General features: G+C 29.5%; 21 protein-coding genes. 11 read left to right on the forward strand and 10 right to left on the reverse strand.

The window, feature by feature from the left end; all coding sequences use genetic code 11:
* Positions 1-191: 191 nt before the first annotated feature.
* From K337_RS20045 to K337_RS0116050, 3 genes are all read left to right on the forward strand, one after another.
* Positions 192-347, forward strand: a complete 156-nt coding sequence (locus K337_RS20045) for a hypothetical protein (RefSeq protein WP_156877413.1) — start codon at positions 192-194, stop codon at positions 345-347.
* Positions 344-1,057, forward strand: a complete 714-nt coding sequence (locus K337_RS18855) for a toxin-antitoxin system YwqK family antitoxin (RefSeq protein WP_037030032.1) — start codon at positions 344-346, stop codon at positions 1,055-1,057. Before K337_RS20045 ends, K337_RS18855 begins: the two co-directional genes overlap by 4 nt.
* Positions 1,058-1,291: 234 nt before the next feature.
* Complete coding sequence (locus K337_RS0116050) at positions 1,292-1,855, forward strand: 5-formyltetrahydrofolate cyclo-ligase (RefSeq protein WP_028857486.1); 564 nt, start codon at positions 1,292-1,294, stop codon at positions 1,853-1,855.
* A gap of 231 nt (positions 1,856-2,086) precedes the next feature.
* Here K337_RS0116050 and rd read toward each other — a convergent pair whose 3' ends face one another.
* From rd to K337_RS19680, 3 genes are read right to left on the reverse strand one after another with little or no spacing between them, the layout of a single operon-like run.
* Positions 2,087-2,248: a rubredoxin gene (gene rd, locus K337_RS19675; RefSeq protein WP_084140923.1), complete on the reverse strand. Its 162-nt coding sequence runs from the start codon at positions 2,246-2,248 to the stop codon at positions 2,087-2,089.
* 15 nt (positions 2,249-2,263) lie between these two features.
* A complete protein-coding gene (gene hcp / locus K337_RS0116060; RefSeq protein ID WP_028857487.1) occupies positions 2,264-4,009 on the reverse strand; it encodes a hydroxylamine reductase in 1,746 nt (581 codons plus the stop codon).
* A 36-nt stretch (positions 4,010-4,045) separates the two neighbouring features.
* Positions 4,046-4,135, reverse strand: a complete 90-nt coding sequence (locus tag K337_RS19680) for a 4Fe-4S binding protein (protein WP_084140924.1) — start codon at positions 4,133-4,135, stop codon at positions 4,046-4,048.
* Positions 4,136-4,351: 216 nt separating this feature from the next.
* On the opposite strand from K337_RS19680, the gene K337_RS0116070 reads away from it, so the two are divergent.
* From K337_RS0116070 to K337_RS18860, 3 genes are all read left to right on the forward strand, one after another.
* Positions 4,352-4,909, forward strand: coding sequence for a DUF1847 domain-containing protein (locus K337_RS0116070; protein WP_028857488.1), 558 nt, complete (start codon positions 4,352-4,354; stop codon positions 4,907-4,909).
* A gap of 266 nt (positions 4,910-5,175) precedes the next feature.
* A complete protein-coding gene (locus K337_RS19685) occupies positions 5,176-5,316 on the forward strand; it encodes a zinc ribbon-containing protein (protein ID WP_084140925.1) in 141 nt (46 codons plus the stop codon).
* A gap of 70 nt (positions 5,317-5,386) precedes the next feature.
* Complete coding sequence (locus tag K337_RS18860; RefSeq protein WP_084140945.1) at positions 5,387-5,872, forward strand: methylated-DNA--[protein]-cysteine S-methyltransferase; 486 nt, start codon at positions 5,387-5,389, stop codon at positions 5,870-5,872.
* A 79-nt stretch (positions 5,873-5,951) separates the two neighbouring features.
* On the opposite strand, the gene K337_RS0116085 is transcribed toward K337_RS18860, so the two are convergent.
* Both K337_RS0116085 and K337_RS0116090 read right to left on the reverse strand, forming a co-directional pair.
* Positions 5,952-7,076 (reverse strand): ABC transporter ATP-binding protein, encoded by a 1,125-nt coding sequence (locus K337_RS0116085; protein ID WP_028857489.1) that lies wholly within the window; start codon positions 7,074-7,076, stop codon positions 5,952-5,954.
* A gap of 30 nt (positions 7,077-7,106) precedes the next feature.
* The gene (locus K337_RS0116090) at positions 7,107-8,102 is read right to left on the reverse strand and encodes a LacI family DNA-binding transcriptional regulator (RefSeq protein WP_028857490.1); all 996 of its coding nucleotides are present in this window, start codon (positions 8,100-8,102) and stop codon (positions 7,107-7,109) included.
* 213 nt (positions 8,103-8,315) lie between these two features.
* Between K337_RS0116090 and K337_RS0116095 the strand changes: the two genes are divergently transcribed.
* From K337_RS0116095 to K337_RS0116105, 3 genes are all read left to right on the forward strand, one after another.
* Positions 8,316-8,876: an acetate uptake transporter gene (locus K337_RS0116095; protein ID WP_028857491.1), complete on the forward strand. Its 561-nt coding sequence runs from the start codon at positions 8,316-8,318 to the stop codon at positions 8,874-8,876.
* A 193-nt stretch (positions 8,877-9,069) separates the two neighbouring features.
* Positions 9,070-9,630: an acetate uptake transporter gene (locus tag K337_RS0116100; RefSeq protein ID WP_028857492.1), complete on the forward strand. Its 561-nt coding sequence runs from the start codon at positions 9,070-9,072 to the stop codon at positions 9,628-9,630.
* Between the two features lie 127 nt (positions 9,631-9,757).
* On the forward strand, positions 9,758-10,381 hold the full coding sequence (locus K337_RS0116105) for a carbonic anhydrase (RefSeq protein WP_028857493.1): 624 nt from the start codon (positions 9,758-9,760) through the stop codon (positions 10,379-10,381).
* Between the two features lie 70 nt (positions 10,382-10,451).
* On the opposite strand, the gene K337_RS0116110 is transcribed toward K337_RS0116105, so the two are convergent.
* The 5 genes from K337_RS0116110 to K337_RS0116130 form a co-directional block, all read right to left on the reverse strand.
* A complete protein-coding gene (locus K337_RS0116110; protein WP_028857494.1) occupies positions 10,452-11,915 on the reverse strand; it encodes an aminoacyl-histidine dipeptidase in 1,464 nt (487 codons plus the stop codon).
* A gap of 37 nt (positions 11,916-11,952) precedes the next feature.
* Positions 11,953-12,099 carry a hypothetical protein gene (locus K337_RS20120; protein WP_169712898.1) on the reverse strand — a complete coding sequence of 49 codons (147 nt, stop codon included), beginning with the start codon at positions 12,097-12,099 and terminating at the stop codon, positions 11,953-11,955.
* A gap of 8 nt (positions 12,100-12,107) precedes the next feature.
* Positions 12,108-13,199 carry a DNA polymerase III subunit beta gene (gene dnaN / locus K337_RS0116120; RefSeq protein WP_028857495.1) on the reverse strand — a complete coding sequence of 364 codons (1,092 nt, stop codon included), beginning with the start codon at positions 13,197-13,199 and terminating at the stop codon, positions 12,108-12,110.
* A 336-nt stretch (positions 13,200-13,535) separates the two neighbouring features.
* On the reverse strand, positions 13,536-14,222 hold the full coding sequence (locus K337_RS0116125; RefSeq protein WP_028857496.1) for a response regulator transcription factor: 687 nt from the start codon (positions 14,220-14,222) through the stop codon (positions 13,536-13,538).
* Complete coding sequence (locus tag K337_RS0116130; protein WP_028857497.1) at positions 14,219-17,023, reverse strand: ATP-binding protein; 2,805 nt, start codon at positions 17,021-17,023, stop codon at positions 14,219-14,221. Before K337_RS0116130 ends, K337_RS0116125 begins: the two co-directional genes overlap by 4 nt.
* Positions 17,024-17,179: 156 nt before the next feature.
* Between K337_RS0116130 and K337_RS0116135 the strand changes: the two genes are divergently transcribed.
* Positions 17,180-18,166 carry a tripartite tricarboxylate transporter substrate binding protein gene (locus tag K337_RS0116135; RefSeq protein WP_028857498.1) on the forward strand — a complete coding sequence of 329 codons (987 nt, stop codon included), beginning with the start codon at positions 17,180-17,182 and terminating at the stop codon, positions 18,164-18,166.
* 19 nt (positions 18,167-18,185) lie between these two features.
* Entirely contained in the window at positions 18,186-18,620 is a 435-nt protein-coding gene (locus tag K337_RS0116140; RefSeq protein ID WP_028857499.1) for a tripartite tricarboxylate transporter TctB family protein, read from the forward strand.

The following is an 18,620-nucleotide window of genomic DNA, read 5'->3' on the forward strand; positions in this document are numbered from 1 at the left end:
GTCAAATTTAAAATTTATATTTTTTGAGTAACGAAATCGAGATGATGACAATGATAGGATTAAACCTCTTATTTTTTTGATAAAAAAAGGAAATAAAAGAAAAATAGATAATAAATTAAATATAAAATTTAATTTTTGATTATTTTTTCGGTTCCAATAAAAATAAAATATTCTCGAAGAGGTGATAACCGATGGTGAAAAAAAGTACCATCAGGATAAATGTCCATATGCTAAAAAATTTAAAATCAATGTCTCTAGAAGATACTATCAAAGAAGAATATACTCCATGTAAGTTTTATAATGAAAAAATATATAGAAAAAGATTAAAAAAGAGGGTGGAGGAATGAAAAAAATTATATTAATGATGCTTTTGTTATGTAGAGTCGTATTTGGAGCAGAGTGGGAATTGGTTAAGCTAGTTGATGAATTTGGAGACAAAACTGGAGATGTTGTAATAATAACAAGTATAGAAAATGGAATTTTTTCTAATACCGCAACAAGCAATTCTAAGTTAGATGGATTTGTAAAAGTTGGGACTAACTCTATATCTTTTAATACTTATGAATATGGATATTCTAGAGGAGTTAAATCAGATATGAAAGACATCACCGTTAAGATGAAGAATTTAGACAATGAAATTTTAAGTATAGGATTAAGCTCTATGTATGTTTTTGATTTTCCACGATATAACAGTTATAATGCAAAAAAAATTAAAAATTTTATAAAAAAAAGTAACGGAAACATTAAAGTTATTATCTATGGAAAGTACTCTAAAGTCCAAAAATTTAGTTTTAATGCCAACGGTTTTACAAAAAATTTAAAATTAATTAAAAATAAAAAAAAGAAGGTAGTGTTACAATATAAGGATGGTCTAGCATATGAAAAAAATAAAGGAACTCCATACACAGGAGAATGGCTTGGCTATTATGAAAACGGGCAAGTTTTAGTAGAAGTTAATTTTAAAAATGGGAAACGAGATGGGGAGCGAGTTATATATGATAAAGATGGGGAGGTTGAATTCAAAACAACTTTTAAAGATGGAAAAATAATCGACTAACATTTTTTGGAATAAAGCACGAATATCAAAAATAACTATTGCAAAAATTTCGTAATAGTTATTTTTTTTAATTGTATTACTTTTAACTCAATTTCAAAGTATGTCAAATTTATTAGAATATCCTATAATACAATATTTTAGTATACTAAATTTAATAAATGATAAAATATGATAGAATATGAAAAGAAGAAAAAGTTTAATTAGAAAAATATTAGAATAAAAAGGTGGCCTATGATGAGTAACTATAAAAAAAGTGTTAGAAAAACTATTATCTCCCAAAGAGATCTTCTTAAACTTAATGATATAAAGGAGAAAAGTAATAAAATCATTAACAAGCTCTATAATACTTCAAACTTTATTAAAGCTAACACCATTTTTATTTTTGTTTCTTTTGGAAGTGAAGTAGATACAAGAGAAGCTATTAAATATATGCTATCTTTAGGCAAAACAGTGTGTGTTCCTAAAGTTATGGGGAAATTGGATATGAGAGCTATAAAAATAAGTACAATAGAAGATTTAGCTATTAATAAGATGGGAATACTCGAACCTAGATGTGGAGTAGAGATAGATTCTACAATTATTGATATGGTTGTAGTTCCTGGAGTTGCCTTTGATAAAAAGGGATATCGTATTGGATATGGAGGAGGATTCTATGATATTTTTATGAGTAAATTGCAAGGTCATACTTCTAAGGTAGGCATTGCATTTGATCTACAAGTGATTGAAGATATCTCCTATGATAGTTTTGATATGAAAATTGATAGTCTGCTTACAGAGACAGCTCACTTTATATTTTAATTATTATAAAAGCTACTAAAAAAGATAAATTGGATGAATTTAACAATCATAAAAAGTTATTTTTATATAAAAAAAGTGCGATACAAAAGTATCGCACAAGTGTTGAAGTAACTCGGTACCTCAACTTATAGGACAGGCTAACGTCTCAAAAGCATTGTATCATTTTTAATAAAAAAAAACAAGTTATATCTATCATAAAGTTTAAAAACATCCTATATTTCAAAGTTGTAATTATTCTGTCTTTTCAAAATCTTCCTTCGACGCTCCACATAAAGGACACACCCAGTCTTCGGGTAAATCTTCAAACTTCACACCTGGTCCTATATCATTATTATCATCCCCAATTTCAGGGTCATAAATATAACCACAAGGTAAGCACATCCATTTTTTCATATGATTCCTCCTTTTTTATAAGAATTTAGCTAAATCACTATCTACATCGCTGATAGTTCCAACGCCAAATTTTTCAACTAAAACATTAGTAACATTTGGTGATAAAAATGCAGGAAGAGTTGGCCCTACATGAACATTTTTTATACCTAGATGTAATAGTGCTAATAATACTAAAACTGCTTTTTGTTCGTACCACCCAATATTAAATACAATAGGAAGGTCATTTATATCATCTAATCCGAAAACTTCTTGTAGTTTCATAGCCACAACTGCTAAAGAATAAGAGTCATTACATTGACCAGCATCTAAGACTCTTGGAATTCCACCAATATCTCCTAAATCTAATTTATTATATCTAAATTTAGCACATCCAGCAGTTAGAATTACAGTATCCTTTGGTAACTTTTCAGCAAACTCAGTATAATATTTTCTATCCTGCATTCTAGCGTCACAACCTCCCATAACGAAGAACTTTTTGATTGCACCAGATTTAACTGCTTCAACTACTTTATCAGCAACAGCTAGTATTTGGTTGTGAGCAAAACCACCTGTAACAGTACCAGTTTCTATCTCTATAGGGGAGGCACATTTTTTAGCATGTTCTATAATTGCAGAAAAATCTTTTTTTCCATCTTTATCTTTAAGGATATGTTTAGCTCCTGTCAATCCGGCTGAATTAGTAGTGTATATTCTATCAATGTATTCCGATGCTTGCCCTCTAGGAGGGACTATACAGTTACTGGTAAACAAAACTGGACCATTAAATGAAATAAATTCTTTAGTTTGGTGCCACCAAGAACCACCATAGTTTCCAGCTAGATTATCGTATTTTTTAAATGCAGGATAGGAGTTAGCAGGTAACATTTCAGAGTGAGTATATACATCTACTCCTGTTCCCTTTGTCTGTTCTAACAGCTGCTCCAAATCTTTTAAATCATGTCCTGATATTAATATACCTGGATTATTTTTTACGCCAATATTTACTTGAGTTGCCTCAGGGTTTCCATATGTACTAGTATTTGCACCATCAAGAAGTGCCATAGCTTCTACACCATACTTTCCTGTTTCTAAAGTAAGAGCTACCAATTCATCTACAGATAAAGTATCATTATCTAATTCAGCCAATGCTCTAGTCATAAAACTATATATTTTGCAATTTTCTGAACCAAGGTTCATAGCGTGTTCAACATAAGCACTCATCCCTTTTAGACCATAGGTAATAAGTTCTCTTAATGACCTGATGTCCTCATTCTCAGTTCTCAGTACCCCTACTTTTTCTCCAAATTCAATCATACTTTCTTTAGAAGAAATATTACAAGCACGGTCTAAGAGTGGGTTATTCTCGTTTGGTGCAGAAATTCCTTTCTCATCAAAATCTATACTATCGTCTTCAGAAGTAATATGGTAAGTACATTGTAAAAATTGAAGATATTTATCAGGAATAGTTATTCCTAGTTCGTTAACTTTTACTCCTAATTCTTTTTTATAAGCATGACCTTTTCTTATTTCAGCCATAATAGCTTCATCATCAAAATTTGAATTAGTTATAGTCGTAAATAAAGCATTAATAACCCATTTATATTTGTCTCCTGATAATTCGGTTTTACCTTCTAATATATTGCAGTATGCCGAAACTCCCTTAGCCATATAGATAAGTAAATCTTGTAATTTAGCAGTTTCCGGAGTCTTTCCACAGACCCCCCTGATAGTACAACCTTTATTCATTGCTGTTTCCTGGCACTGGTAACAAAACATTGACATATAACATCTCCTCCTAAATATATTATAATATAAAAATTATTCTGCCGAAACTATACATTCCACAGGACATACTCCTGCACAGGCAGCACAATCTATACATGCATCCTCATTGATTCTATAAGACATTTTTCCCTCCTTTTCATTTCATGAATTAGCATCAAACATATACCGCTAATTTTAAATTAATCCTTTATTTAAATTGAGAAGCATTTAAATTAGAATCTAATGTTTCTCATGCAATTTTACATAAGTAAAAACCTATCGTTGTGATTAGAAAGTTGTATTTTAAAAAAACACTTAAATTATATATAATTGTTATATAAAAACTTAGGAGGAATAAATATGGAATGTGCATTATGTCAAAATAAAATATGTCTTAAAGGTATAGAGTGTGATAAATTTTATGGAATAAATTCAAAAACAGAAAATATAAAACATTATTTAGAATCTGATTTAGATACTAGAATTTTAAATACAAGTTCTAAAATATCTAAAAATATTTCAAGAATTGAAGAAGTTTCAAGTTATATTGATTTTATGGGGATAAAAGTTGTAGGTATAGGATTTTGTAAGGGTCTTCAAAAAGAAGGAGAAATATTACATAATTATCTTACTAATAAGGGTGTAGAGTGCCATTCAGTTATTTGTGGACATGCTAGTATCGATAATGAAGATTTAAATTTAAGAAAAAAAAATAAAGATGTCTTTGAGGTTAGTTGTAATCCATATGGACAAGCAACTATTATGAATAATTTAAAAACAGAATTAAATATTGCTCTAGGATTTTGTATTGGTCATGATATTCTATTTTCTAAGTATTCAGAAGTACCTGTAACAACTTTAGTTGTTAAAGATAGAGTCCACAGACATTGTCCTACAATTGGTTTTATGAGTAAATAAAAAAATAATTATAAATTAAATAAAAGAGGAATAAAACTCAATCAAAGCTATACAGAATAAATCCTGTATAGCTTTGATTTTTTATTTCCACTAAGTTTTAAAATTACCATTCATTAATATAACCTCTTCATAAATTTAATTTTTTCAATTTTTTTAGCACTTTTATAAGTTTTTTAGTGATTTTATAAGTTTTTTAATGTATACTCCTATAAGTGATATAATTTAAGACTCGAGGTCTTTAAGATTTTTTAGGGGGGTGAGGTCCTGTGTACGCAACAGGTGAAAAACCAGGTGAAGGAACTTATATTTGTACTATGTGTTCTCTAGAGATAGTAATAGAGAGTAACAGTGATGAATTACCGAGATGTCCAGACTGTAGTGCTACTTTCTACAATGAAGTGATTTAAAAGGGTGGGTTAATCACCCTTTTTTATTACTCAAAATTAAATGTTTGATAACTATGATATACTTTATCTAATGAGAATTGGAGGTGTTAACTTGAAAGGAAGAATATATTTAGAGCATGATTTTCTCGGTATCATTGAGATCACCGAGGAAACTGATGGAATAAGCGGTATTCATTTTTTAGATAAAAAAAAGAATGAGGAGATACCCAGCCCTGAAGTGATTAAGTGTAAAAAAGAATTAGAAGAATATTTTGAAAAGAAAAGGACTAAATTTACCATAAACATTGATTTTAAAGGCGGTACAGAATTTCAAAGGGCATGCTGGAAAGCTATGTATAAGATCCCCTATGGAAAAACTATCTCTTATTCAGAAGAGGCTCAGTCTATCAATAACCCTAAAGCTGTGAGGGCTGTAGGAGGTGCAAATGGAAAGAATCCAATTTCAATCATAGTTCCCTGACATAGAGTCATAGGTAAGTCGGGTAAACTTACAGGATTTGCATCTGGTATTTGGAGGAAAGAATACCTCCTAAAATTAGAAAATGAAAATGAATAAAAAAGCGGTTTGACGTTGCATCCAAACATGCATATAAAAAAGAGGCTTGACCCATTGGATCAGCCTCTTTTCAATTTATTTATACTAAAGATATATTTTCGTCTGTTTCATAGTCAAAAATATGACATTTTTCCATATCAAACCAGAAATTATAATTTTTTCCGTTTCCTGTTTCTTTTACATTTTCAGAAGTTAATCTAGCAGAATATTGAATTCCATCTATTGTGAAATAAATAAACTCCTCATTTCCCATTTGTTCTACAATAGAGATCTTCCCAGTTATGTATTCTTCCTTCTCTGGATGAGTTTCATGAGATCCAATATGTTCCGGTCTAATTCCAAACCATACTTTTTTTCCTACAGAATCTTTTACTTTTTCTGCCTTTTCTTTAGGTAGATGTAAGATTGTTTCTCCTACTTTCACAGCAACTTTACCTCCATCCATCATTAATTCAGATGGAATGATGTTCATAGATGGTGATCCGATAAATCCTGCAACGAACTTATTCTTTGGTCTGCTATATAAGTTAATAGGAGTATCTACTTGTTTGATTACACCATATTCTAATACACAGATTCTATCTCCCATTGTCATCGCTTCTACTTGATCATGGGTAACATATACCATAGTAGCAGGCTGACCAGCATCTTTTAACTCTTGGTGTAATTGAGTGATTCTAACCCTCATAGATACCCTTAATTTTGCATCTAAGTTTGATAGTGGTTCGTCAAATAGGAAAACTTCAGGTTTTCTAACAATAGCTCTTCCTACTGCTACCCTTTGTCTCTGTCCTCCAGACATCTCTTTAGGTTTTCTATCCAGTAGATCAGTTATCTCTAATTTTGTAGCAGCATCTCTTACTCTTTCATCTATCTCAGCTTTAGGTAACTTTTGTAATTTCAGACCAAATGCCATATTTTCATAACAAGTCATATGTGGATAAAGCGCATAGTTTTGGAATACCATAGCAATTCCTCTATCCTTAGGAGGCATTTCATTTACAACTTTATCCCCTATGATTACTTCTCCACCTGTAATATCTTCTAATCCAGCAATCATTCTAAGAGTTGTAGATTTTGCACAACCAGACGGACCGACAAATACCATAAATTCTCCATCTTTAATGTCTAAATCTATTCCATGAACTGCCTTAAATCCATTTGGATATGTTTTTTCAACTTTTTTTAATTTTACTACTGCCATTTTTATCCCCCTGTATATATTATTTAATAATTAGTAATTTTTATTTCCTGCACTTTCCCTCAACACTATATTTAAATCTATCGATTGATTCCTTAAAAAAGTTTTCCCTTCTATCTCATCAAATATCATCTGTACTGCAACTATTCCTTTAGTAGAAAAATTAAGGTCTACAGAAGACAGAGTAGGAGTTGTATACTGACATGAATCGTTGTTATCAAACCCTATAATTTTTATATCTTCTGGTATTTTTTTGCCATTTTTTAATAGAGATGATATTATGCCAAATGCCATTATATCAGAAGCTATACATAAACCATCTATATCAGTTTGAGATATTGCTTCTCCTAAGGCTAAGCCTCCTTCATAGGTCGGTTGATCTAGGTACAACCTTTCCTCACCCAGAGAATACTCCATAAGAGCACTTTGGTACCCTAGGTATCTCCTACTATGAATCTCTATATCTTCACTTCCCACAAAGGCTATATTTTCACAACTCTTTTTAGCTAATATTTCAGTAGCGTTAAATCCTCCAATAGTATCATCACTATTAATATAATTAACACCATAGAGATTATTCTTGTAGTTATCTATAAAAACTATGGGGATCTTTAATTTTTTTAATTCTTTTTCTTTCAAAGTATCTATATCTCCAACGATAATGATTCCCTCTAGATCTCTTTTTAATGACCATTCTAAGATATCCAGTTCTTTGAGATTATTCCCAATTACTAAATCATATGATTTTTTTGAAAGTTCAAAGGTTATAGAATTTAGAATTTTTTGATATGAATTATTTTTTCGAAAGATATCATTTTCAACAGGAAATAATATTCCAATTAGGTTAGATTTTTTACTAACTAAGGTTCTTGCTGCCTGATTAGGTTTATAACCCACTTCTTTCATTAGGTTAAATATCTTTTCTTGAGTTTCTACACTACATTTCCCCTTTCCATTTATAACATTAGAAACTGTAGATACAGAGAACCCAGATTTTTTAGCAATATCTTTAATCGTTAACTTTCCCATTTTCACCACCTTTTAGGTAAAACGTTTTACCTGAGTTTAGTATACTATACTTTTTACGAAAATCAAACTTTTTTTACAACAACAGCTCTTTTTTTCTCGTTTTGGACCATTTAAATATAAAAACCATACACAGGTACTAAAAAAACTTGCACTAACTCAAAAAAAATGATACTATACCCTGTAAAATCATTATATTTAGGAGGAAAAATTACAATGGAAAGATCAATTAAAGATACGACTGCCAATCCAGCACCTTTAGGGCTTTTAGGATTTGGAACAACAACTTTATTATTAAATTTACACAATGCAGGTTTATTTGGACTAAATGACATGATCTTAATGATGGGACTTTTTTACGGAGGATTTGCACAAATAATTGCAGGTATCCAAGAAAATAAAAAAGGTAACACATTCGGAGCTACAGCATTTACTTCTTATGGAGCTTTCTGGTGGACATTAGTTGGAATTTGGGTATTAAACAAAGCTGAATACTTAGCTGCTGACAGTGTAGCTCTTGGTTCTTATATGTTTGTATGGGGTCTTGTTACATTTATCTTCTTCATCGGTACATTAAATGGAGCTACTATAGGGAAAATAGTTTTCGGTACATTAACTATTTTATTTATATTATTAGGATTCCACTTTGTACTTGAAAGTGCATTATTCGGTAAATTAGCTGGATTCGTAGGAATCATATGTGGTTCTTCAGCAATCTATGAAGCAGCAGGATTAATTTTAAACGAAAAATACGGTAAACAAATATTACCACTATAATTAAAAGAGGCTTATCCCAGTCAGGGACAGCCTCTTTTTTTATGGTTATTTGAAAGTATGATTTTTTTCTTCTCTCTAATTTAACAATTCTTAAAGTTTAATAAAGATTTAATCAATCAAATTAAAGTTGTTCTAATCCCGAATAAATGGTACAATTTCCTGTAAAATCATAATATAGGAGGAACAAATCACAATGGAAAGAATAGTTAAAGACACTACGGCTAATCCAGCACCTTTAGGGCTTCTGGGTTTTGGAGCTACAACTTTGTTATTAAATTTACACAACGCAGGTTTATTTGGACTAAATGACATGATCTTAATGATGGGACTTTTTTACGGAGGGTTTGCACAAATAATCGCAGGTATTCAAGAAAATAAAAAAGGTAATACATTTGGAGCAACGGCATTTACTTCTTATGGAGCTTTCTGGTGGACATTAGTCGGAATTTGGATATTGAATAAGGGCGGGTATATGGCAGCTGATCATATCGCTTTAGGCTCTTATATGTTTGTATGGGGGATCGTTACGTTAATCTTCTTTATAGGAACTTTAAACGGTCCAACTATCGGTAAAATAGTTTTTGGATCAGTAACTCTTTTATTCATACTATTAGGTCTGCATTTTTTCTTTGAAAGTGCATTACTTGGAAAAATTGCTGGATATGTAGGAATCATAGCTGGTTTATCTGCTATGTATGAAGCAGCTGCATTAATTTTAAATGAAAAATATGGTAAACAAATACTCCCATTATAATAAATACGGCCTATAAAATTTTATGGGCCTATTTATTTATATTTTTTTATCATCTCACTCAATTTTCTAAATTTTTTTTAGAAAATGTGCTATAATATGGATTAGTTAGATCATAGAGGAGGTCATTATGGAAAAATTATTAAAGGGACATCAAAAATTTAAAGAGATAAAATTCAAAAAAAATAAAGATTTATATTTAAAATTAGTAAAAGATGGGCAGCATCCAGGAACATTGTTTATAGGGTGCAGCGATTCCAGAGTAATTCCGGGGTTGATTACAGGATCTAAACCTGGTGAGCTTTTTACCATTCAAAATGTAGGAAACTTCGTAGCTCCTTATAAACCTGATGAAGATTATCATTCAACAGCTTCAGCAATAGAATATGCAGTATCAGTCTTAAAGGTAGATGATATAATAGTTTGCGGACATTCCCATTGCGGAGCTATCAAATCTCTCTATAAGGATTTAGATAAAGAGGTAGATTTAGTTCATACAAATAAATGGCTGGAGTTAGGTAATGAAGCCAAAAAAGTAGCACAATTAGTAGGAGGATCTGAGGAAGAAAAACTTATCAATACAGAAAAACTTTCTGCTATGTTTCAGTTAGAGAACTTATTGACATATCCTGCTGTAAAAAGAAGGGTTGATGAGGGTTCATTACACCTTCATGTATGGTATTACAAGATAGAAACAGGTGAGATAGAGTATTATGATGATATCAAAGGATCATTCATTCCTATGGACAACTAAATCTCCTTTGAAAAAATTGAAAAATATAATGGGCTGTCCGTTGGACAACCCATTTTTTAATATCTATTTTTTATAAATAATCTTTAGACGACTTCAATAGATCTAAGAAATATTTCCATACATTTTCAACAGAAGATATAGATAATTTTTCTTCTGGAGTATGAACGTCAAACATATTAGGACCAAATGAGATCATATCACAATCAGGTAATTTTTCACCTAATAATCCACACTCTAATCCTGCATGGATAGCTTTTATTCCAGCTTTTTTACCAGTTGATTTTTCATGAACTTCCAATGCCATATCCTGTAATTTTGAATTAGGATTAAATTTCCAAGCAGGATAAGTAGCTCCTTGTTCAAATTTAGCTCCTGTAACCATTGCAAGAGTCTCAACTTCCTTTGTTAGTAAAGCTTTAGCAGCGTCTACAGAACTTCTAATAGCTGATTGTAACACAACACCTGCATCTTCTGTAGTAAGGACACCTAAGTTAAGTGAAGTCTCAACTAACCCCTCTATATCCAAACTCATTCTTTGAACACCATTAGGGTATAAAAATAGAGTGTTGATAACTCTGTTAGTCGTCTCTAAATCCATCACCTTAGAAGTTTCTAAACCTTTTACCTCTGTTATACTAATCTTAACGCCTGCATCTGAAACTCTTAATTCCTCTACTATATCTTTAGCTACATCAGCTAAAATTTCATTTAAAGCTTTTATATCTTCTTTTGCTACAGAGATCAATGTATCTCCTTCACGAGGAATAGCATTAGTTTTTGATCCACCATTTATTTCTATTAGGTTAATAGTTAATTTATCAGATACAGCCTTTAATATTCTAGCCATGATCTTGTTTGAATTTCCTCTCTGTAATTGGATCTCCATTCCTGAATGACCACCAAATAACCCTCTAACACTGATATTAAAGAATGAATCCAATGTAGCCTCAGTATATGTTACAGGAATTGTAAGAGTCGTTCTATTACCACCTGAACAACTAACATAGATCTCTCCCTCTTCCTCAGTATCTATATTGAATAAATATTTACCATCTAATAAATTCCCATCTAAAGCAATAGCTCCAGACATCCCTGTTTCTTCATCAGAAGTAACTAATACTTCCAATTTTGGATGTGGAATATTATTTGAATCTAATACAGCCAATGCAAAAGCAACCGCTATACCATTATCAGCACCTAAGGTAGTACCCTTAGCTTTTATAAAATCTCCATCGATTAAAAGGTTTAACCCTTCGTTTTCAAAATCAAATTCAGTATCTAGATTCTTTTCCCAAACCATATCCATATGTCCTTGGATAATTATAGCCGGTATCTCCTCATATCCCGGAGTAGCATCTTTTTTAATAATTACATTAAGAGCCTCATCCTGGATAGTTTCTAATCCTCTAGATTTTCCAAAATTTGCTAAATATGCACTTATTTGTTCTTCATGCTTTGATCCTCTAGGAATAGCACTGATCTCCTCGAAAAAATTGAATACCTTTTCAGGCTTTAAACCAGATAAAACGTTCATACTTGTCTCCCCCCGTATATTTAAATTAATGTTGTTGCTATAAATTATCGATTAACTCCTCAAGCTCCTCTTTGTCCTTAATATTCAGATCATATCCTGACTCTAAAATCTTCAAAACATTGGATTCACAGCCTGTCATGGAATTTTTCAGTATTTTAATTAACATTCTTTTATAAAAATCCATATTTCCTCCTAATCTCTAAGGGCTAACGGCATTAAAATATAAGTATAGTTGTCGTTGTCCATCTCTTTTAAGATAAACATTGAACTGGCATTAGTAGCTCTTATAATTATATTTTTTTCTATATTATTTAAAAAATCTTCTATAAACTTTACATTTAAAGAAGATTTGAAGTTATCTCCTTCTTTGATTGTATCCAGCTTTTGCGTAGTTTTAGCACTTCCAGAAGATACCGATATCTTCAGTTTATTCCCATTAAAATCAAAATATGCACCATTTTTTGTTTCTTGATTTCTTTTAGCAATAGTAAGAACTTTTTTTAATGCTGATTTAAATTCTTTTAAATTCATCTCAATTGTTTTGCTAGAGTTCATACTTCCTAAAATAGCATTGTAATCAGGGAATGCTAAGTCTACCAGTCTAATAGAAAAAACTAATTTTTCAGATTTTACTCTCAATTGACTTCCATCGATAAAGAAGTTTAAAGTCTCCTTACTTCCTCTGAAGAGTTTGCTTAAAATAGTAGCTCCCTCTAAGGGGATAGATATCTCTTTATTCAACTTAGTTTCACTCTCTAAAACATAGTGAGTTAGTCTATATGAATCTGTAGTGATCAAATAAATTTTGTTGTCTTCTAATTTCATCCTAATAGTATTAATAGCCAAATTTTCTGGAGTCATAGAAGCTGAAAATGATACCTTATCAAAAGCTTCTACCAATGTATTTGCCTCAATATCTAATAGTGGCTCCCCACCTAATATATTTAATTTTGGATATTCATCACTATCTAAAGTTGTAAATTCAGCGTTATGGATAAATAACTTGTTTTCGGTAGCACTGACCTCTATCTCATCTTGGTTTAATAATTTTATGTATTCTAAAACCAATCCTATTTTAAAAACTACAATTCCTTCTTCTATAATTTCACCATTTAAATATGATTTTATAGTTGTTTCCAGTGTTGTTCCGGTAAATCTAATTTCGTTATTTTTTACCTCTAATTTAGCCCCTGATATTACAGGTCTTATGGAATTATCTTTAATCACTAAAGATAAGTCGCTCAGGTTGTGAATCAATTCGTTTCTATTGATTATGATTTTCATTTTTACCTCCAAAAATCCTTTATTTAAAATTTATAGTATATACACAATACATCTATAACTTTTTTTAAGGATTACATTCCTTGTATTCGTTACATTATACAACATCGACAGGTATTTTTCTATGATTAGGTATAAATTTTTAGTAATACTTATATATCTATCACTTTTTTGAATTTTTGACTCCCTTTAGTTGAAGAAAGATATGATAATTCACCTCCGTCTTCATTAAACAAAACATCTTGAATACCATCTATTAATAAAAATGATGAATTAGAATTTGTTGAAAAGATAAAAAAAGATCTAGATTTTTAAGTCTAGATCTAAGAAATTTTTAATTTAGCAACCCATTGTAGTATGAGAATTTAATTTATAACCAACTCCTCTGATAGTTTCAATAGATTCATTGAGTAATGGAATTTTAATCTTTAATCTTCTAATATATACATCTATAGTTCGATTCCCTTCAAAATATAATTCATCCCAAACATTTTTGTATATTTTTCTCCTTGTGAGAACTATATTTTTATTTTCTATAAAATGTAGAAGTAATTTAAATTCTGTTTTTGTCACTTTAATCATTTTACCCTCATATGTTATAGTTTGAGAATCTGGATCAATAATTATAGATTTATAAATATAAGAGTGTTGAGAGGTCATAAAATTTCTAGTTGCAGCCTTAATTCTTAATTTTAACTCCTCAGGGTTAAATGGTTTTTTTAAATAATCATCCGCACCATTTCTAAATCCTTCCACCACATCTTCGGCGTTAGTTTTTGAAGTAAGGATTATAATATAAGGAGTTCCATAAACTTTAGGATTAGCTTTTATCTTTCCAGCAATCTCATAACCATTCATGTCAGGAAGATTTATATCTAAAAGTATAAAATCAATGGGGTTATTAGCTAAATGAGTTAATCCAGTAGTTCCAGATGAAAAGCCCGAAACGCTATAACCCTCTTTTTTTAAAATTGATACTAATAATTGTCTAGTTGACATGCTATCTTCTAAGACTAAAACATTCATTTTTTCACCTCTTTTAATTGATAATTGATTATTTTTATAAGTTCCACTCCTTCTAAATATAGAGGTTCAATATCTTCTATACTTAAGTTCTGAGTTCCGATTTTTTTAAAAATTTCAACAATTTTTTCTGTTCTTAAATCTCCTAGTATTCCTCTAATTTTATGTGATAAAATTTTTATTTGATCAATGTCTCTATTGTTTATAGCTGTTTTTAGGTCCTCTAAAACATTTTTATAAGAGTCTAAATATGTAGTCACAAGAATTGAAAAAATATCAATTCCATAAAGAGTTTCTAAAAACTTAATATCAATCAAGTCATTTGAAAAGTATTTAGTAGCTAAAGCTCTTAACTCTTCAAAGATAATTGGCTTAGAGATATAATCATCCATTTCATGAGATAAACATTTTTCTTTATAACCAGTATATACATGTGCAGTTATTGCAATAATAGGAAGGTTATATTTCTTCCCTCTTATAATTGAAGTAAGTTCAAAACCATTAATTTTAGGAAGTTGAATATCCATAAATATTACATTAAAATCTTGAGAATCATCTAAATATTTGAGAGCTTCATCTGCATTCTCAGCATGTATAGCAACAATCCCTAATTCTTTAAGATAATGGGTCAGCACTTGTGCATTTATAAGGTTATCCTCTACAATAAGAGCTTTTTTATTCAAATTAATCTGATTTTGTTTATAACTTTTAATTTTAACTTGTTTGGATTCTAATAAATCCGTTTGAAATAATGGGGTTCTAAAAGAATAATTTATTTTTAGTGATTCAAAAAAGCTTAAATTTTTATACGATTCAGTTAAAATTTTAATTTTATTATAGTTATTTTGAGAAATAACCTTTAAAAAATAATCTCTATATTTCATAAAAAGTGTTTCTGAGATAATAAACTTGATATTTGGGTCGATAATAATATCTTCAAAAAGTTCCTGAAATTCATCAAAATCAGAAAAGTTCATATAGGAAATATTATAACAAGTCAGCATTTTATTTATATGCTTGGTTACGATTTTATCAGTTTCAAGAATAATACAAGTATTTTTAGTATCAAATATATACTTCTTAGAATTAGTGACTTCTAATTCTAGAGTAAAATAAAACAAACTTCCCTTTCCAAGGATACTTTTGAAACGGATATCACTTCCCATAGAAAGTAAAAATTTTTTTGAAATACTCAATCCTAAGCCAGTACCACCATATTTTCTAGTGTAAGAATCGTCTAATTGAGTAAAGCTTTCGAATAACCTATCTTTCTTTTCTTGAGAAATACCGATTCCAGTATCGATTACAGAAAAAATAATCTTACATTTGTTAGGAGGAATATTTTTCAACACTCTAACCTTAATAATTATTTCTCCATTAGGAGTAAATTTTATTGCATTATTTATTAAATTTATTAAAATTTGCTTTATTTTTAAATAATCACCTTTAACTTTACCTGGAATATTCTTATCGAAATAAAAACAGAGTTGTATGTTTTTTTCTTGGATAGAGTTTGAAAAAAGCTCACTAATTTCTTTTGATAACCGAATAATATTAAAACTTGTTTCTGAAAGAATAGTTTTTTTTGCTTCAATTTTACTAAAATCTAAAATCTCATTAACGATGTGTAAAAGGTGTTTTGCACTAGTTTCAATTATATTTAATTTGACCTTAGTACTGGTATTCCCTCCAAGAAGATCATCCTTTACTATATCAGTCATACCAATTATTTCATTTAATGGAGTTCTGATTTCATGGCTCATATTTGCTAAAAATTTTCCTTTTATCTCATTATTTTTATCAGCTTCCGTTTTTAAAAATTTTAATTCTTTTATTAATGATTTCCATTTTATTAAAATAAAAATCGAAAGGCTCAGAAAAATTATCAAGATAAAAAATGAGAAATTAATAAGGTTCGTTTTGTTAACAAGAATAAAGAAATCATTTTGATTAAAAAACTCAACACGTTCTAGAAGGTTCCGATGAAAGATACGATATCGATTTAAATGCTCGTCATTAAAAGAATAAAAAGAACTGAAAAGTCTAACATCATTATCTTGAAAATTAAAAGTATTATTATTTAGTATATTTATTATCTGTTGGCCTTTCATGAAAAAATCTTCTCTAAAAACTACAGAATAGTCATCTTTGAGGGGTAGATTAAAGGCATAAACAGGGTTATTCAGAGATGTTATCTTATTCATAATACCTTTATCTGTAACTTCTTTAACTAATAAAAGTCCATCTTTAGAAGTTAATAGATCGAGTAATGATAACCCAATACGATCTTCTAAATATATAATTTCAAATTCCACATGAGGATACTTTTTCTTTAGTTGAATTAATTCATAGAAACTGATTTCTTGGATATATAATTTTTTTATATATGGTTGAATTCGAATAATATTGTCGATAAAATACTCAATATTGTTTTCAGAGACATTTACAAACGATTTAATAGAACTTCTACTAGTAATAGTAATATATTTACTTTTTTTAAAGACCTTTTCAAATTTATAAGTCCCAAATGGATTAACATTAATAACATAGTCAAATTGAATATTTTTATATTTTAAAAGTAGGAACTGGTGTATTTTTTTTTTATATTCTTTAGTTGAATTAAAATCAAAATCGAGATATTCAATATAAAGCTTTTGATCTTTATTTTGATTTGATATAACTCCTTCTATAATTTGATCACTTTCATATGTACCTTTTGAATGATAATTAAGAACTAAAATATCTTGTCCATAGGTAGATAAACTAAGAATTAAAAAAACAAAAACAAGTATTTTTTTCGCCATTTTACGACTCCTTTAGTTAAAATTGTAAAAAAAAATAACAAAATGTTTAATTTTGAAAAAAATTAACACTCTGTTAACATTTTATATTCTATAATTATATCACAATATAATGCGAATAATACATTGCATTAAATAAAATAATTTGGAGGAGGAAATATGAAATCAAAAATTTTAAAAGTATTAGGAACTATGTCATTGCTTGTAGCTTTTATGGCATGTGGACAAGAGAAAGAGGCTGAAAAGGTAGAGAGTTACCCAAGTAAAAATATAAATGTAATTGTTGCCTACAAAGCTGGTGGGGGTACTGATATTGGTGCAAGAATATTAATGAAAGAAGCCGCAAGTGAATTTGAAAAACCTTTAGTAATAATAAATAGACCAGGTGCAGATGGACAACTTGGATTTACAGAACTATCTAAAGCAAAACCTGATGGATATACGATAGGATTTATTAACTTACCTAACTATGTTTCAATTTCATTAACAAGAAATGCTCAATTTGATAAAGATAGTATAATCCCAATTATTAACTATGTTTATGACCAGGGAGTGTTTGTAGTTAGAGGAGATAGTAAGTGGAATACAATAGAAGAATTTGTAAATGATGCCAAAGAAAATGTTAATAAATTAACAATATCAAACAATGGTACTGGTGCTTCTAATCATATTGGAGCAGCAGAGTTTTCAAACCAAGCAGGAATAGAAGTAAAACATATTCCGTTTGGTGGATCATCAGACATGTTAGCAGCTCTTAGAGGTGGGCATGTTGATGCAACTGTAGCAAAAATTTCTGAAGTAACAAGTCTTGTAAAGTCAGGAGAATTAAGAATATTAGCTTCATTTACAGATAAAAGGTTAGAAACTTTTAAAGAAGTTCCTACATTAACTGAAAAAGGATATGAAGTTATATTTGGTTCTGCAAGAGGGTTAGCAGCTCCTAAAGGAACTTCAGATGAAGTAATAAAAGTATTACATGACAAGTTTAAAACTTCAATGGAATCAAAAGAACATATAGAAGCAGCTAAAACAGCTAATCTTCCTATCTATTATATGGGAAGTCAAGAATATAGAGAATTTATTGATAACCAAGAAAAATCTTTAAAAGTTTCTTTAGAAGAATTAGGATTTATTAAGAAAAAGTAAGTTTAAAAGGAGTAATTAAATGGAAAAAAAAGGAAGTTTATTATTATGTGCCATCTTCTTGATAATTTCAACTGTATATGCTTATTCTCTTAAGAGCTTATCTGCGGAAGATGCAATGTACCCTAAATTTGTCACATATATGTTGTTAGGATTGACAATCATGTTAATATTAGAAGTTTTACTTTCAAAGGGAGAAGAATTTAAAGTTAAATTATTTGAAGAATTTGCAGCTACACAATTTTTTACTGTATTTATAGTAGGCATATCATATATAGTTTTAATAAATATACTTGGATATTTTATTTCCACTTTACTGTTTATGATTATTACTCTAATATTGTTAAAGAATAAGAAAAAAATATCTATAATTGTTACACTTGTATTTTGTACTTTTCTATTTGTAATATTTAAATTATTTTTAGGAGTGCCAGTACCTGCAGGAGTTATTTTTTAA

Origin of the sequence: Psychrilyobacter atlanticus DSM 19335 (assembly GCF_000426625.1) — a bacterium.
Classification (GTDB): Bacteria; Fusobacteriota; Fusobacteriia; order Fusobacteriales; family Fusobacteriaceae; genus Psychrilyobacter; species Psychrilyobacter atlanticus.

Excerpts from the sequence above, each read along its gene's own strand:
- K337_RS0116105 (WP_028857493.1), top strand. The coding sequence starts at position 9,758 with ATGGAAAAATTATTAAAGGGACATCAAAAATTTAAAGAGATAAAATTC.
- K337_RS0116135 (WP_028857498.1), top strand. The coding sequence starts at position 17,180 with ATGAAATCAAAAATTTTAAAAGTATTAGGAACTATGTCATTGCTTGTA.
- K337_RS0116085 (WP_028857489.1), bottom strand. The coding sequence starts at position 7,076 with ATGGCAGTAGTAAAATTAAAAAAAGTTGAAAAAACATATCCAAATGGA.
- K337_RS19680 (WP_084140924.1), bottom strand. The coding sequence starts at position 4,135 with ATGTCTTATAGAATCAATGAGGATGCATGTATAGATTGTGCTGCCTGT.
- K337_RS0116140 (WP_028857499.1), top strand. The coding sequence starts at position 18,186 with ATGGAAAAAAAAGGAAGTTTATTATTATGTGCCATCTTCTTGATAATT.
- K337_RS20045 (WP_156877413.1), top strand. The coding sequence starts at position 192 with ATGGTGAAAAAAAGTACCATCAGGATAAATGTCCATATGCTAAAAAAT.
- K337_RS18855 (WP_037030032.1), top strand. The coding sequence starts at position 344 with ATGAAAAAAATTATATTAATGATGCTTTTGTTATGTAGAGTCGTATTT.
- K337_RS0116070 (WP_028857488.1), top strand. The coding sequence starts at position 4,352 with ATGGAATGTGCATTATGTCAAAATAAAATATGTCTTAAAGGTATAGAG.
- K337_RS20120 (WP_169712898.1), bottom strand. The coding sequence starts at position 12,099 with ATGGATTTTTATAAAAGAATGTTAATTAAAATACTGAAAAATTCCATG.
- dnaN (WP_028857495.1), bottom strand. The coding sequence starts at position 13,199 with ATGAAAATCATAATCAATAGAAACGAATTGATTCACAACCTGAGCGAC.
- K337_RS0116125 (WP_028857496.1), bottom strand. The coding sequence starts at position 14,222 with ATGAATGTTTTAGTCTTAGAAGATAGCATGTCAACTAGACAATTATTA.
- hcp (WP_028857487.1), bottom strand. The coding sequence starts at position 4,009 with ATGTCAATGTTTTGTTACCAGTGCCAGGAAACAGCAATGAATAAAGGT.
- K337_RS0116130 (WP_028857497.1), bottom strand. The coding sequence starts at position 17,023 with ATGGCGAAAAAAATACTTGTTTTTGTTTTTTTAATTCTTAGTTTATCT.
- K337_RS0116090 (WP_028857490.1), bottom strand. The coding sequence starts at position 8,102 with ATGGGAAAGTTAACGATTAAAGATATTGCTAAAAAATCTGGGTTCTCT.
- rd (WP_084140923.1), bottom strand. The coding sequence starts at position 2,248 with ATGAAAAAATGGATGTGCTTACCTTGTGGTTATATTTATGACCCTGAA.
- K337_RS0116100 (WP_028857492.1), top strand. The coding sequence starts at position 9,070 with ATGGAAAGAATAGTTAAAGACACTACGGCTAATCCAGCACCTTTAGGG.
- K337_RS0116110 (WP_028857494.1), bottom strand. The coding sequence starts at position 11,915 with ATGAACGTTTTATCTGGTTTAAAGCCTGAAAAGGTATTCAATTTTTTC.
- K337_RS0116095 (WP_028857491.1), top strand. The coding sequence starts at position 8,316 with ATGGAAAGATCAATTAAAGATACGACTGCCAATCCAGCACCTTTAGGG.
- K337_RS0116050 (WP_028857486.1), top strand. The coding sequence starts at position 1,292 with ATGAGTAACTATAAAAAAAGTGTTAGAAAAACTATTATCTCCCAAAGA.